The 13196-nt window shown below is 68.7% G+C and carries 15 protein-coding genes; 9 read left to right on the forward strand and 6 right to left on the reverse strand.

What is annotated here, in order from left to right:
* Window positions 1-284 precede the first annotated feature (284 nt).
* Window positions 285-482 (reverse strand): DUF1192 domain-containing protein, encoded by a 198-nt coding sequence (locus tag QZ847_RS10735; protein ID WP_294356395.1) that lies wholly within the window; start codon window positions 480-482, stop codon window positions 285-287.
* A 68-nt stretch (window positions 483-550) separates the two neighbouring features.
* Here QZ847_RS10735 and QZ847_RS10740 point away from each other — a divergent pair, with 68 nt between their 5' ends.
* Window positions 551-1552 (forward strand): NAD(P)H-quinone oxidoreductase, encoded by a 1002-nt coding sequence (locus QZ847_RS10740; protein WP_294356398.1) that lies wholly within the window; start codon window positions 551-553, stop codon window positions 1550-1552.
* A gap of 93 nt (window positions 1553-1645) precedes the next feature.
* On the opposite strand, the gene QZ847_RS10745 is transcribed toward QZ847_RS10740, so the two are convergent.
* Complete coding sequence (locus QZ847_RS10745; RefSeq protein WP_294356400.1) at window positions 1646-1903, reverse strand: hypothetical protein; 258 nt, start codon at window positions 1901-1903, stop codon at window positions 1646-1648.
* A gap of 262 nt (window positions 1904-2165) precedes the next feature.
* On the opposite strand from QZ847_RS10745, the gene QZ847_RS10750 reads away from it, so the two are divergent.
* The 8 genes from QZ847_RS10750 (at window position 2166) to QZ847_RS10785 (ending at window position 10054) form a co-directional block, all read left to right on the forward strand.
* Window positions 2166-3074 (forward strand): UDP-2,3-diacylglucosamine diphosphatase, encoded by a 909-nt coding sequence (locus QZ847_RS10750; protein ID WP_294356402.1) that lies wholly within the window; start codon window positions 2166-2168, stop codon window positions 3072-3074.
* Window positions 3075-3080: 6 nt separating this feature from the next.
* Window positions 3081-4103: a glycosyltransferase family 1 protein gene (locus QZ847_RS10755; protein WP_294356404.1), complete on the forward strand. Its 1023-nt coding sequence runs from the start codon at window positions 3081-3083 to the stop codon at window positions 4101-4103.
* 121 nt (window positions 4104-4224) lie between these two features.
* Complete coding sequence (locus QZ847_RS10760; protein ID WP_294190051.1) at window positions 4225-4902, forward strand: DUF1013 domain-containing protein; 678 nt, start codon at window positions 4225-4227, stop codon at window positions 4900-4902.
* Between the two features lie 170 nt (window positions 4903-5072).
* On the forward strand, window positions 5073-6170 hold the full coding sequence (locus tag QZ847_RS10765; protein WP_294356407.1) for an MBL fold metallo-hydrolase: 1098 nt from the start codon (window positions 5073-5075) through the stop codon (window positions 6168-6170).
* Window positions 6171-6187: 17 nt separating this feature from the next.
* Complete coding sequence (locus QZ847_RS10770) at window positions 6188-6967, forward strand: 3'-5' exonuclease (protein WP_294356408.1); 780 nt, start codon at window positions 6188-6190, stop codon at window positions 6965-6967.
* 84 nt (window positions 6968-7051) lie between these two features.
* Window positions 7052-8566 (forward strand): ATP-binding protein, encoded by a 1515-nt coding sequence (locus tag QZ847_RS10775; protein WP_294356410.1) that lies wholly within the window; start codon window positions 7052-7054, stop codon window positions 8564-8566.
* Window positions 8563-9021 carry a response regulator gene (locus QZ847_RS10780; RefSeq protein ID WP_294190055.1) on the forward strand — a complete coding sequence of 153 codons (459 nt, stop codon included), beginning with the start codon at window positions 8563-8565 and terminating at the stop codon, window positions 9019-9021. Before QZ847_RS10775 ends, QZ847_RS10780 begins: the two co-directional genes overlap by 4 nt.
* 7 nt (window positions 9022-9028) lie before the next feature.
* On the forward strand, window positions 9029-10054 hold the full coding sequence (locus QZ847_RS10785; RefSeq protein ID WP_294356411.1) for a histidine kinase dimerization/phosphoacceptor domain -containing protein: 1026 nt from the start codon (window positions 9029-9031) through the stop codon (window positions 10052-10054).
* A gap of 4 nt (window positions 10055-10058) precedes the next feature.
* On the opposite strand, the gene QZ847_RS10790 is transcribed toward QZ847_RS10785, so the two are convergent.
* The 4 genes from QZ847_RS10790 to QZ847_RS10805 form a co-directional block, all read right to left on the reverse strand.
* On the reverse strand, window positions 10059-11423 hold the full coding sequence (locus QZ847_RS10790) for a cytochrome P450 (RefSeq protein ID WP_294356413.1): 1365 nt from the start codon (window positions 11421-11423) through the stop codon (window positions 10059-10061).
* Window positions 11424-11493: 70 nt separating this feature from the next.
* Window positions 11494-11886 carry a cytochrome c-type biogenesis protein gene (locus QZ847_RS10795; protein ID WP_294356415.1) on the reverse strand — a complete coding sequence of 131 codons (393 nt, stop codon included), beginning with the start codon at window positions 11884-11886 and terminating at the stop codon, window positions 11494-11496.
* Window positions 11883-12350 carry a DsbE family thiol:disulfide interchange protein gene (locus QZ847_RS10800; RefSeq protein ID WP_294356421.1) on the reverse strand — a complete coding sequence of 156 codons (468 nt, stop codon included), beginning with the start codon at window positions 12348-12350 and terminating at the stop codon, window positions 11883-11885. The genes QZ847_RS10795 and QZ847_RS10800 overlap by 4 nt, the downstream gene beginning before the upstream one ends.
* An 86-nt stretch (window positions 12351-12436) precedes the next feature.
* The coding region (locus tag QZ847_RS10805; RefSeq protein ID WP_294356418.1) for a cytochrome c-type biogenesis CcmF C-terminal domain-containing protein at window positions 12437-13196 on the reverse strand (760 nt) is incomplete at its 5' end.

Consider the following 13196-nt stretch of genomic DNA (forward strand, 5'->3'; position numbering starts at 1 on the left):
GGCCTCGAGCGCCTTGTGCAGCGTGGTCTCGAGAGCGCTGGCGAAAGAAGGCATCGGTTACTTACTCCTGTCGGGCGCTGCCCGAACAGGCATCGCCCTTTCCACCTATGTCGGTAGTCGAGCGCCCCGCATCAAGCCGCACGCCCTTCTCGCCATCACCGGGTTGAACGTTCATGGCCGTCGGTTGGCTCCGGCAAGGCCGACCCCGCGCACGCTCGCCACGCACCCCCCGCATCGCCTTCGGCATGTGCAGGCGGGAGGTCCCGATCATCGACGCGCGCGTCTCACGACTTGAACAGCGAGTCCGCGCTCGCGCGGTGGCTCACCGCGCCATCGATCTTCGCGCGACAGCGCGCGATCTCTGCCTCCAGCGCCGCAACCCGCGCTTCCAGCTCGCCGACAGACAGCCGATCGAGGTCCTCCGCCAGCAACGCCGTCAACGGATCGTCGCCGCGGCGACCGAGGATATCGTCCAAGTCCACGATGACGAACGTTGACCCTGCCGGATGCGAAGTCAATAAGGCCGCGGCGAAATGGGGGACTTCGTGTGATGGGTGACCTACCCGAGACGATGCTGACGATCGATCCTGATGCGCCGGGCGGACCCGAGGTGCTCGTGCCGGTCGAGCGTCCGGTGCCCGCTCCGGCCGCGGGCGAGGTGCTGATCCGCGTCGCCGCTGCCGGGGTCAACCGCCCCGACGTGCTCCAGCGCAAGGGCGGCTACCCGCCCCCACCCGGCGCACCTTCGACGCTCGGGCTCGAACTCGCCGGAACCGTCGTCGCGGTCGGCGACGAGGTCGATGCGGCGATGATCGGCCAGCCTGTCTGCGCGCTCGTCGCCGGCGGTGCCTATGCCCAGTACGCGGTCGCTCCCGCCGCGCAGTGCCTGCCCGTGCCCGAGGCGCTGTCGATGGCGGAGGCCGCCGCGCTTCCCGAAACGCTCTTCACCGTGTGGACCAACCTGTTCGAGCGCGCCTTCGCGGTCGAGGGTGACACCGTGCTCGTCCACGGTGGCACCAGCGGCATTGGCACGATGGCGATCGCGCTCGCCAACCTGTTCGGGCTGACGATCATCGTGACCGCGGGCTCGGACGAGAAATGCGCCGCGGCGCGCGAACTCGGCGCGCACCACGCGATCAACTACAAGACGCAGGATTTCGTCGCCGAGGTGAAGTCAATCACCGGGGGCAAGGGCTGCGCCGCGGTGCTCGACATGGTTGGCGGCGATTACGTGCCCCGCAACATGCAGTGCCTGGCCAACGACGGCCGCCATGTCTCGATCGCCGTGCAGGGCGGTACGCACGCGACGATCCCGATCTTCGACATCATGCGCCGCCGCCTGACGCTGACCGGCTCGACGCTGCGCGCCCGCGACGCCGCGTTCAAGGGGCTGGTCGCCGACGAACTGCACAAGACGGTGTGGCCGCACGTGGAGGCCGGGCGGTTGAAGCCGGTGATGGATCGTACCTTCCCGCTCGCCGAGGCCGCCGACGCGCACCGCCGGATGGAGGCGGGCGACCATGTCGGCAAGATCGTGCTGACCCTCGACTGAGCAACAAGACAGCCGAAACGAAAAACGGTGCGCCGAGCATCCCCGCCGCACCGTTTTCTGTTTTCACCCCGCCGGTCGGCGAAGCGCCTCGGCTCAGTTGCTGTCGCTGTTGTCGCTGCCGTTGTCGGTGGCGACCAGCACCACCGCGACGATTACCGCCAGGATGCCGATATTGATCAGCGTGCCCGTCGGCACCGCCGCGCCGATCTTGCTCGACTTCGCGGTCGGTGCCGCCGCGCGGATCGACAAGGACGCCGCCTGGTTCGTCGGCGCGGGCGCCGCCGCGGCCGCGGTGGAAACGGTCATCAGCGCGGCGGCGACGCTGCCACCCAGCATGGACTTGAACGACATGATAATTCCTCCTGTTGCTGCCCGCTTCCTTCGTGCCGCCACGCCTGTCAACGATGCGGCACGCCCCCGCGGCATGTGGTGCGCGTAAAAGCACAGCCATGTTGCAGGCGTGAGACAGTTGCGTGCAACCGGATGCGTGTCGCCGAATCGTCACGCCCCTGTCGCGACCGCGTCACGGCCCTGTCGCAACGGCGTCACGCCACCGAGACGCGGGCGTAACATGGCCGGTGTAGGACCTTTCCCGACCGGGAGAGCCACGACGATGACCGCCACGACGATCGCGCGCCTGACGACCGCACCGGCCAACGGTGCCGACATCACCGACCTGTTCGATTTCGCCGCCTCGCGTCCGCATCGCCCCGAACCTGAGGATAATGCCCGCCGCCGCTACCGCACGATCTGGATCAGCGACGTGCATCTGGGCACCCGCGGCTGCAACGCCGACCTGCTGATCGACTTCCTCGACCATGTCGACAGCGATACGATGTACTTGGTCGGCGACATGATCGATGGCTGGCGGCTGAAAAAGCGTTTCTACTGGCCGCCTGCGCACAACGATGTCGTCTGGCGGCTGATGAAGCGCGCCCGCCGTGGCACGCGGATGGTCTACATCCCGGGCAACCACGACGAAATGTTCCGCCAGTTCGCCGGCCTGGACTTCGGTGGCATCCAGATCAGGCGCAAGGCGATCCACGAGACGGCGGACGGCCGCCGCCTGCTGGTGCTCCACGGCGACGAGTTCGACGCGATCACGCTCGCGCACACCTGGCTCGCCCACGTCGGTGACGCCGCCTACACCGCGCTGATGGGGCTGAACCGCTGGGTTAACGCCTTCCGCCGCCGCGCGGGCATGCCCTATTGGTCGCTCTCGAAACACGCCAAGGCGAAGGTCAAGAACGCGGTCGCCTTCATCTCGCGCTTCGAGGAGGTGGTCGCACAGGCCGCCGGCGCACGCGGCGTCGACGGCGTCGTGTGCGGCCACATCCACACCGCGGAGATGCGCGACATCGCCGGCGTCGCTTATTACAACGACGGCGACTGGGTGGAGGGCTGCACCGCGCTGGTTGAGCATCACGACGGCCGCATGGAATTGCTCCACTGGGCCGACGAGATCGCGCGCCGCACTCGCGACGCTGCGGCCACCACCGCTCCGCTCACCCTCGCTGCCTGAGCGCCCGTGCGGATCGCGATCGTCACCGACGCCTGGGCACCGCAGGTCAACGGCGTCGTCCGCACGCTGGAGGCGACGCGCGCGCAGCTGCTGGCACTCGGCCACGAGGTGCTGGTGATCGCGCCCGACGCCTTCGCCAGCCTGCCCTGCCCGACCTATCCCGAAATTCGCCTCGCACTCGCCGGACGCAGCGCGGTCGGACGCCGCCTGGCCACCTTCGCGCCCGACGCGATCCATATCGCGACCGAAGGTCCGCTTGGGTTGGCGGCAAGGCGTTGGTGCGGCGCGCGCGCGCTGCCCTTCACCACCGCCTATCACACGCAATTCCCTGACTATGTCGCCGCGCGTACCGGCGTCGATCCTGCGTGGGTGTGGCGTTACGTCCGCTGGTTCCACGCCGCCGCACAGGCCGTGCTCGTCTCCACCCCGACGATCGCCGCCGAGTTGCACGCGCACGGCCTGCACCACACGCGATTGTGGGGACGCGGCGTCGACCTCGCCTGCTTTACGCCGACCGGCCCGCTCGACCCCGCAATCCGAACGCTGCCAGGTCCTGTCCTGCTCTACGTCGGCCGTGTCGCGGTCGAGAAGAACCTCGACGCGTTCCTCGCCGCCGACGTGCCGGGCAGCAAGGTCGTGATTGGCGATGGCCCCGCGCTCACGTGGCTGCAACAGCATTTCCCTGCCGCGCACTTCCTCGGCCGCCGCTCGGGTGACGCGCTCGCCGCCGCCTATCGCAGCGCCGACGCCTTTGTCTTTCCCAGCCGCACCGACACGTTCGGCCTCGTCATGATCGAAGCGATCGCCTGCGGCACGCCCGTCGCCGCCTTCCCGGTGGCCGGTCCGGTCGACGTGCTCACCTCCGCAACCGGCGCGATGCACGAAGACCTGCCGACCGCGATCAACGCCGCACTCGCGCTCGGCCGCACCGCCTGCGCCGCGGCTGGACAACGCTTCACCTGGGCCGCCGCGACCGAGCAGTTCCTCGCGGCGCTGCAACCGATCGCGCCCGCCCGCCTCGCCGCCTGAGCCGCCAGCCTTGAGCGACGCGCATCCGCCGCTTGCCCTCGCCCTCCCCCTGCACTAAGTCTCCGGGCATGGTGTGGCCGCTCCGGTAAGGGGCGGCCCTTTGCATTTATGGAGTTCCCGCATGGCCCAGCCGCTCATGCCCCACGCCACTGCTTCCTGGCTGGTCGACAATACCGCGCTCTCGTTTGAGCAGATCGCCGATTTCTGCGGCCTCCACATCCTGGAAGTGCAGGCGATCGCCGACGATACCGCCGCGACCAAGCTGACCGGCCGCGATCCGATCCGCGCGCACGAGGTGACGCAGGAGGAGGTCGATCGCGCGCAGGCCGATCCCGACTATCGGATGCAGATGACCAAGGGTCCCGATCAGGTCCGCCGCACCAAGGGTCCGCGCTATACCCCGGTGTCGAAGCGGCAGGACAAGCCCGACGGCATCGCCTGGATCATCCGCAACCATCCCGAGATTTCGGACGGTCAGATCTCGCAGTTGATCGGCACCACGCGCACGACGATCGCCGCGATCCGCGATCGCAGCCACTGGAACATCGCCAACATTACGCCCAAGGACCCGGTCACGCTCGGCCTCACCAGCCAGCGCGAGCTCGACGCTGCGGTGAACAAGGCGGCGAAGGCAGCGGGCATCGAGCAGCAGCAGACCGACACCCGCCTCGACGGCGACCGTCAGGCGCTGATCGCGTCCTTGCGTGCCGAGCGCGACCAGGCCGCGCGCGACGCGGAAAACGGCTACGACGAGGGCGCGACCGCACGCCCCGCGTTCGAGGACCCGTTCCGCCGCTGATTTGCGCGGAGCGACGCAAGGATTGGAGCCGCGAGCGGAAACCCCGCCTCGCGGCTCTTATTGCTTGCGTCACGGCCGACACGCTCGGCGCGGCTGCGCCTGCACGGATTAAGCCGCCCGCTTCATTATCTGCGTGACGTGCGCCGCCAACGCCCGCTAGCGTCCCCGGCATGGCGACACACCACCAGCGCGGACTGATCGGCGACGAGCGACTGACCCCGACCAGCGCTGCCGGCCTCACCTATCCGTTTGGCGACCGCGCGCCCAAATCTGGCGAGCTGGTGACGATCGCGCCCGGCATCCGCTGGTGGCGCGTGCCGATGTCGGGGCCGCTCAAGCACGTCAACGGGCTGATCCTGGACGATCACGACGCGAACGGCCCGTGCCTGCTTAGCGTCGACACTGGCACCGCCAGCCCGCGGACGACCGAGGCGTGGCGCGCGATCCTCGACGGCCCGCTTGCCGGCGAGCGGATCGGGCGCATTTTGTGCACGCACATGCATCCCGATCATCTCGGCCTCGCCGGCTGGCTCTCACGCCGCTTCGACGACGCGCCAATCCTGATGACGCGCACCGAGTGGCTGACCGCGCGGATGCTGTCGTCGGACGCGCGACCGGAGGTGCCAGACGAGCAAATCGCCTTCTGGCGCGGCGCCGGCTGGGACGAGGACCAGATCGCGCAGGCAAGCAAGGGCGGGTTCGCACGCTTCGCCAAGGTGATCGCGCGCCTGCCGCTCGGCTATACCCGCATCCAGGACGGCGAGGTGCTGCGGATCGGTGGCGCCGACTGGCACGTCGTCGTCGGCAGCGGCCACTCGCCCGAGCACGCCTGCCTCGTCGACTATGATCGCCGCATCCTGATCGCGGGCGATCAGGTGCTGCCGCGGATCAGCTCTAACATCTCGCTCCACGCCGGCGAACCCGGCGCCGACCCGCTCGGCGACTGGCTCGCCTCGATCGAGCGTTTCCGCCGGCTGCCAGACGATCTGCTCGTCCTGCCCGGCCACGGCGACCCGTTCTACGGCCTTCACGCGCGGCTGGACGCACTGGAGCAGGAGCACCGCGAACGGCTCAACGCGCTCGTCGCCTACATGACCGAGCCGCGCCGCGCAGTGGACTGTTTCGCACAGCTGTTCCGCCGCCCGATCGGCCCCGACGTGATCGGCATGGCAACGGGTGAGGCACTCGCGCACCTGCGCCATCTCGAAGTCACCGGTCGCGCGGTTCGCACCGCGCGCGACGGCGTGTGGTGGTATTCGCACGCCTGAACGCCCATTTACCTTCCGTGTCGACGTTCACCACCCGCCCCCGCCCGCAACCGCAGATCGTTCGCGTCATCGACCTGGAGACGACCGGCTCCGCCCCGCCCGCGCATGCGGTGTGCGAGGTCGGCTGGCAGGACGTGGCGCTGGGTGAGGAGGGCCGCTGGGAGCTCTACGGAGAGGGTGGCAACATCCTCGTCAATCCCGGCCGCCCGATGCCGCCCGTCACGCAGGCAATCCACCACATCCGCGACGAGGATGTCGCCGACGCGCCCTACTGGCACGATGTCGCGCGCCAGGTGCTCGACCCTTATCCACGCCGCGTCGCGCTCGCCGCGCACCGTGCCGCGTTTGAGGAGCAGTTCTGCACTCCCGCTTTCACGCGCAACGCCGACTGGATCTGCACGTGGAAGTGCGCGCTGCGGCTCTGGCCGGACAGCCCGTCCTTCTCCAACCAGGTACTGCGCTACTGGCGCAAGCCCTACGGGCTGGAGCACGAGCGCGGCCTCCCCGCGCACCGCGCCTTCCCCGACGCCTATGTCACCGCGCATCACGTCCGCGACCAGCTGAACGAGGCGAGCGTCGCGCAACTGGTCGAATGGTCGAATGAGCCCGGTCTGCTGCCGCGCGTCCGTTACGGCCCCGACCGCGGCAAGGAATGGCGCGAGATCGAGGAGGAAAGCCTCGTCAAGTTCATGACCGACCGCGATCCCGACATCCGCTTCACTGCCGAGACCGAGATGGCGCGACGCCGCGGCGGCGGGCACGTCGGTCGCGCCACCGCCCAGGAATTACTGCTTTAATCGCTGCTCTAATTGTCACGCTAGGCGGCGATCCTAACCTATCACACTTGTGACAGGTCCGCTTTACTGCTTATCGCGGGCGCGATGGCCCGCTCGCCCACCTTGTTCGTCTCGCCGAGAGAAAGCCCGATCGGCAAGCGGCTGACCACGCTGATGTCGATCGGCTTCCTCGCGCTCGTCGCCGCGGGGATTGCCGCTGCATGGATGACGCAGCGCAATCAGGTCCACGCGCGCTGGGTCGAACACACCTACCGGGTCGAGAATGCGATCATCGACCTGCGCCGCCTGATCGAGGAAGGCGAGACGACCCGGCGCGGCTATTTGCTCGCACCCGACGTGCCGCTGCTGCGCACCGCCTATCAGGCGACCGCCCGCGATCTGCCCGTTCGGCTCTCCGCACTCGACGCGTTGGTGGCCGACAACGCACTGCAACGTCGCAACGTCGCCGAACTCGACGCTCAGATCGGCCCGATCGCCGCCGCGCGCGCGCAATCGATCGCGCTCATCGATGCAGGACGCGCGGCCGAGGCGCGCGACCTTTTCCGCGCTGAGACCGCCTCCCGCCGCATGATGGCGGTGCGCCGCACGATGAACCGCATGATCGCGATCGAGCGGACGCTGCTCGCACAGCGGGACACCGAATTGCGCGACGCGGTGCACACCTTCTACGTCATGCTCGCGCTGACGGGCGTGTTGCTGGTCGTCGTTGCGCTGATCTCGCTCGCCGCCGTACTCACCTACACGCGCGATCTCGGGCGCTCGCGCGACACGCTCAACGAACTCAACGCCAACCTCGAGGCGATCGTCGCCGACCGCACCGCTGACCTGACGCGCGCGAACGAGGAGATCCAGCGCTTCGCCTATATCGTCAGCCACGACCTGCGTTCCCCGCTCGTCAACGTGATGGGCTTCACCGCCGAACTCGAAGCCTCGACCCAGCAGCTGGGCGAGCTGGTCGACCGTGCCGAACAGGAGGCGCCGCATCTGGTCAGCGAGGACGCGCGCCTCGCCGCGCGCGAGGACTTGCCGGAGGCGATCGGTTTCATCCGCACCTCGACGCAGAAGATGGACCGGCTGATCAACGCCATCCTGATGCTGTCGCGCCAGGGCCGCCGCGTACTCTCGCCCGAACGGCTCGACCTCGTCGCGCTGGTCGAGAACATCCGCGACGCAATGACCCACCGCCTGACCGAGGCGGACGCCGAGATCCTGATCGAGCAACCGATGCCCGACCTCGTCAGCGACCGCTTCTCGCTCGACCAGATTCTCTCCAACCTCGTCGACAATGCGGTCAAATACCTGAAGCCCGGCGTGCCCGGCCGCATCACCGTGCGTGGTCGCCGCCAGGCCTCGCGCATCATCATCGAGGTCGCCGACAACGGCCGCGGCATCGACCCGCGCGATCATTCGCGCGTCTTCGACCTATTCCGCCGCTCCGGCACGCAGGATCGCCCAGGCGAAGGCATCGGCCTCGCTACCGTCCGCGCGCTCGTCTTCCGCCTCGGCGGCCATATCGAGGTTTCCTCGACACTTGGCGAAGGCGCCACCTTCCGCCTAACGCTCCCCCTCTCGCTCGAACCGCAGGATCGCTCCGAATGAACGCCTCTCCCAATCCGCAATCGGTCAACATCGTGATGATCGAGGACGATGAGGGTCACGCGCGCTTGATCGAGAAGAACATCCGCCGCGCCGGGATCCTGAACGAAATTCGCCACTTCACCGACGGCACCACCGCGCTCGATTACTTGTTCAACGCCGCCGACGGCCCGCAGCGCAACGGCCCCGCACTCGTCCTGCTCGACCTCAACCTGCCCGACATGAGCGGCACCGACATCCTCGCGCGGATCAAGGGCAGCGACGGCCCGGTGCGCCGCACCCCCGTCGTCGTGCTGACCACCACCGACGACAAGGTCGAAATCCAGCGCTGCTACGATCTCGGCGCCAACGTCTACATCACCAAGCCGGTCAATTACGAAAGCTTCGCGCAGGCGATCCGCCAGCTTGGGCTGTTCCTGTCGGTCATCCAGGTGCCCGATCTAGACGACGGCCGGTGACGGATACGTGAGCGTGCGCCGCGTCCTCTACATCGACGACGACGCCGGTATCCGCCGGCTGGTGTCGCGCGCGCTGGAGAGACGCGGCTATGCGGTCACCGCGGCCGACGGTGGAGAGGCGGGCGTCGCCGCCGCGGCGAGCGAGCCGTTCGATCTCGTCGCGGTCGACCATTACATGCCCGGCATCGACGGGCTTGAAACGCTCGCCCGCCTGCGCGCGCTGCCGAACCCGCCCGCCGTGGTCTACGTGACGGGGTCGGAGGAAAGCCGCGTCGCGATCGCCGCGCTGCGCGCCGGTGCCGCCGATTACGTCGTGAAGACGCCGGGCGAGGATTTCTTCGACCTGCTCGACGCCACCTTCGCGCAGGTGATCGAACGTCGCACGCTCGAGCAGCAGACGCTGCGCGCCGAGGAAGACCTGCGCGCCAGCAACGCCCGGCTTGAGGCATTGCTCGCCGAGGTCAATCACCGCGTCGCCAACTCGCTCCAGCTCGTCTCCGCGATGGTCCGCATGCAGTCGAGCGCGCTGACCGACGCGGCCGCACGCGCCGCGCTGGAGGATACGCAGCGCCGCATCACCGCGATCGCGCAGGTCCACCGCCGCCTCTACACCGGCGACGCGGTGGAGAGCGTCGACATGCACGAATACCTGACTGCATTGATCGACGAGCTGACCGCGACCTGGTCGACGCCCGCCACCCCGCGCGCGCTGAAACTCGCGGCCGAACCCGTCCGCCTGCCGACCGATCGCGCGGTGTCCTTGGGCGTGATCGTCACCGAACTGGTCAGCAACGCGTGCAAATACGCCTATCCGCACGGCCCCGGCGAGGTGCGCATCGCACTCACCCGCGACGGCGACCAGCGCTTCCGCCTGTCGGTTGAGGATGACGGCGTCGGCATCGGGGACGCGGTGCCGAAGGGTACGGGCGTCGGCACCAAGCTGATCCGCGCAATGGCGCAGAGCCTCGACACGATCGTCGAATACGACCCGCTGCACGCCGGCACCCGCGCGATCCTGGCCGGCACGCTCTAGCGGCTCACGCCGCCCGCCGCTCGGGCGTGAACGCGACCTCCAGTCGCCGCAGCGCATGAACGAAATTGTTCGGCGCGATGTCGATCCCGCCCGACCAGTGCATGTCGGGAAAGCGCCGAAAGATCTGCCGGTACGCTTCCTCCAGCTGCACCTGCGCGGTCATCCGCCCGATGCACAGGTGCGGACCGTAGCCGAAGGCGATGTTCTTCTCCGCATTGGTGCGCGCGATGTCGAACCGGTCGGGATCGGGAAACATCGCGGCGTCGCGGTTCGCGGCGCCGTAATACATGATCACCTTCTCGCCCGCCGCGATCATCTGACCGTTCAGCTCGACGTCGCGGGTCGCGGTTCGCCGCATGTAGATGACCGGCGACACCATCCGCGTGATCTCGTGCACCGCGTTGGTCAGCAGGCTTCCATCCGCTTGCAATCGCGCCTTCTGCTCGGGGTACTCGGTGAACAGCTTCATCGCACCCGACAGCGTGTTGCGCGTCGTGTCGTTGCCCGCGAACACGATCAGCAGCCACGCCCCGTCGAGATACTCGCCCGGCAACCGCTCGCCCTCGACCTCGGCGTTGGCGATCGCGCTCATCAGGTCTTCTTGGGGATCGGCGCGCCGCTTCGCCAGCATGTCGCGCCCGTACTCGAACATCTCGCCGACGTTGTGGTTGAACAACTGGATGAACGCCGCAATCTGCGGGCTCGGCTCGGCCAGCCCTGCTAGCTGCTCGATCTGCTCGGCGGCGACCTGCTGCGCCATTTCCAGGAAGTGGATCCAGCCGACGAACCGTTCACGATCCGCCTCCGGCACCCCCAGCATCTCGCACAAGGTAAAGATCGGCAGCCGCTGCGCGAACTTCTCGACGAAGTCGCACGTGCCCATCGGTGCCACCCCGTCGAGCAACCGCGTCACCTCACCCGCCACGCGCGCGCGCAGGCCCTTCATGTAGCTCGCGGTGAAATACGGCATGTGCTCGCGCCGCAGCTGCCGATGCGCCCGCCCGTCGAGGTTGATCATCGAGTTGGTGGAGGCCGAGAACAAGGTCGGGTGCCGCGTCTCCTCCGGCCCGAGCCCCATCAGGATACCACCCGCCTCCGACGAGAAGGTCTCGGGATCACCGTTGACGCGCTTCACGTCCTCGTACCCGGTCACCGCCCAGAAACCGACGCCCGTGCCGCCGCCGCTGGTGCGCGGTCCCTCGTGCCACATCACCGGTGCACGCGCGCGCATCGCGGCGTAATCGTCCCAAGGCTGACCGTGCGTGAACGCGCGAATGTCGGTCAGCCGCACCTGCTCGAGCACCGGGTAAGCGGGCGCGAACGTCGGTCCCGCGCGTCCCTCGACGATATGGTTGCTGACCAGCCGCATCGAACTTCCCTCGCCCATAACTTTTGTTCTGGCGAGACTAAGCGCGATTGCCGCCGCGCCCAAGTGCTTTCTACCGGCGGCGGAACGACGCGCGCGCGACCAGCACGCCGAGCCCTAGCAGCACGATCGGCGCGATCCACAGCGGCCACGTGCTGCCCCCAACCGGCGGGTCGAACGTCACGTAGTCGCCGTAGCGCGCGATCAGCCATGCTCGCACCTCGCCAGGCCGCTCGCCGCCCGCGATCCGCTGCCGCACCAGCGCGCGCATGTCGCCTGCCATGTCGGCGTCCGAGTCCGCGATCGACTGTCCCTGACAGACGAGGCAGCGCAGCGTCTCCATCAGCGCGCGCGCCTGAGCCTCCTGCGTCGGATCAGGCAGCTGCGTATAGGCGAGCGTGGCGGGCGGTCGCTGCGCCGCCACCGGTGTCGCCGCCAGCGCGAGCGCGAGGACGAGCCGCTTCACTCGGCCTCAGCCAACGCCTGCTGCAACCGCGCGACATCCTCCTGACGGATGTCACCGATGTGCTGCATCCGGATCACGCCCTGTCCATCGATCACGAACGTCTCTGGCACCCCCGACGAGCCGAGCGCCAGCTGCAGTCGGCTCGTCGCATCGTCGCCGATCCGCGCGTACGGATCGCCGTTGCGCCGCAGGAAACCGGTGATCGCCGGCCCCGTGTCACGGATCGCGACCGCGTCGATCGGTACGCCCGCCGCCTTCAGCGTCATCAGCTGCGGCGCCTCGGCGATGCACGGGATGCACCAGCTCGCGAACACGTTAAGCAGCCGCGGCTTGCCCTGCCTGAAATCCTTGTCGGACAATCCCGGCTTTCCGGGCACGATCGGCGGCAGCGTGAACGCGGGCAGCGGCTTGCCGACCATCGCCGAACGCACGGTGCGGTCGGCGGGCAGGTACAGCCCCCACATCACGACCGCGACGATCACGCCGAACGCGCACAAAGGCAGCCACACCACCCAGCGGCGCCTGGCCGGCGTCTCTGCCGCGGAGGCGTTCACGCGTACCACTCCATCTCCGCGCGCCGCCGCCGCTTCATCCACCCGCGCCGCTGGTGCCCGACGATCGACAGCGCGCCGCCCGCGGCAATCATCGCGCCGCCCAGCCAGATCAGCGTCACGAACGGCTTCCACCACAATCTGAGCTGCCAGCGCCCGTCATCGCCCAGTGCGCCCAGCACGGTGTACAGCTGCCCGCCCGCCAGCGTCGCGATCGCGCTCTCGTTGGTCGTCGTCACCGGCGTGGTGAAATACCGCACCTGCGGGCGCAGCACGAACGGCGTGTCCTCGCCCTCGCGCACCGACAGCCGCGCTTCCAAGGCGGTCCAATTGTCGCCGATCACCGGGCGCACCCCGTCCAGCGTCACCGTGAACCCTGCCACCTGTACCGGATCGCCGACGTACACCGCCGCCAGCCGCTCGGTCGTGAACGCGCTCGACGCCGCCATTCCCGCGAGCGACACCGCCACGCCCAGATGCGCCACCACCATGCCCCACAAGGTCAGCGGCGCGCGGCGCAGGTTGCGTTTCGCCAACGGCGCGACACTCGCCACCGCCAGCCCCGCGGCGAGCCCGATCCCCGCGGTCGGCAGCACGCCGATCCACCCGCCCAGCACGAACACGCCGACGGCCGCGAACAGCGCCGCCGCGATCGGCCATTGCAGCCGCTCGATCACCGCACCGACCTCGTCGCGCCGCCACCGCATCAACGGTCCCGCCGCCATCACCGCCACCAGAATGAGCGCGAGCGGCCCGACC

This window comes from uncultured Sphingomonas sp. (assembly GCF_913778135.1).
Taxonomy (GTDB): domain Bacteria; phylum Pseudomonadota; class Alphaproteobacteria; order Sphingomonadales; family Sphingomonadaceae; genus Sphingomonas.

Excerpts from the sequence above, each read along its gene's own strand:
- QZ847_RS10765 (WP_294356407.1), top strand. The coding sequence starts at position 5,073 with ATGGCGACACACCACCAGCGCGGACTGATCGGCGACGAGCGACTGACC.
- QZ847_RS10780 (WP_294190055.1), top strand. The coding sequence starts at position 8,563 with ATGAACGCCTCTCCCAATCCGCAATCGGTCAACATCGTGATGATCGAG.
- QZ847_RS10750 (WP_294356402.1), top strand. The coding sequence starts at position 2,166 with ATGACCGCCACGACGATCGCGCGCCTGACGACCGCACCGGCCAACGGT.
- QZ847_RS10800 (WP_294356421.1), bottom strand. The coding sequence starts at position 12,350 with ATGTGGGGGCTGTACCTGCCCGCCGACCGCACCGTGCGTTCGGCGATG.
- QZ847_RS10740 (WP_294356398.1), top strand. The coding sequence starts at position 551 with ATGGGTGACCTACCCGAGACGATGCTGACGATCGATCCTGATGCGCCG.
- QZ847_RS10775 (WP_294356410.1), top strand. The coding sequence starts at position 7,052 with ATGGCCCGCTCGCCCACCTTGTTCGTCTCGCCGAGAGAAAGCCCGATC.
- QZ847_RS10745 (WP_294356400.1), bottom strand. The coding sequence starts at position 1,903 with ATGTCGTTCAAGTCCATGCTGGGTGGCAGCGTCGCCGCCGCGCTGATG.
- QZ847_RS10790 (WP_294356413.1), bottom strand. The coding sequence starts at position 11,423 with ATGCGGCTGGTCAGCAACCATATCGTCGAGGGACGCGCGGGACCGACG.
- QZ847_RS10760 (WP_294190051.1), top strand. The coding sequence starts at position 4,225 with ATGGCCCAGCCGCTCATGCCCCACGCCACTGCTTCCTGGCTGGTCGAC.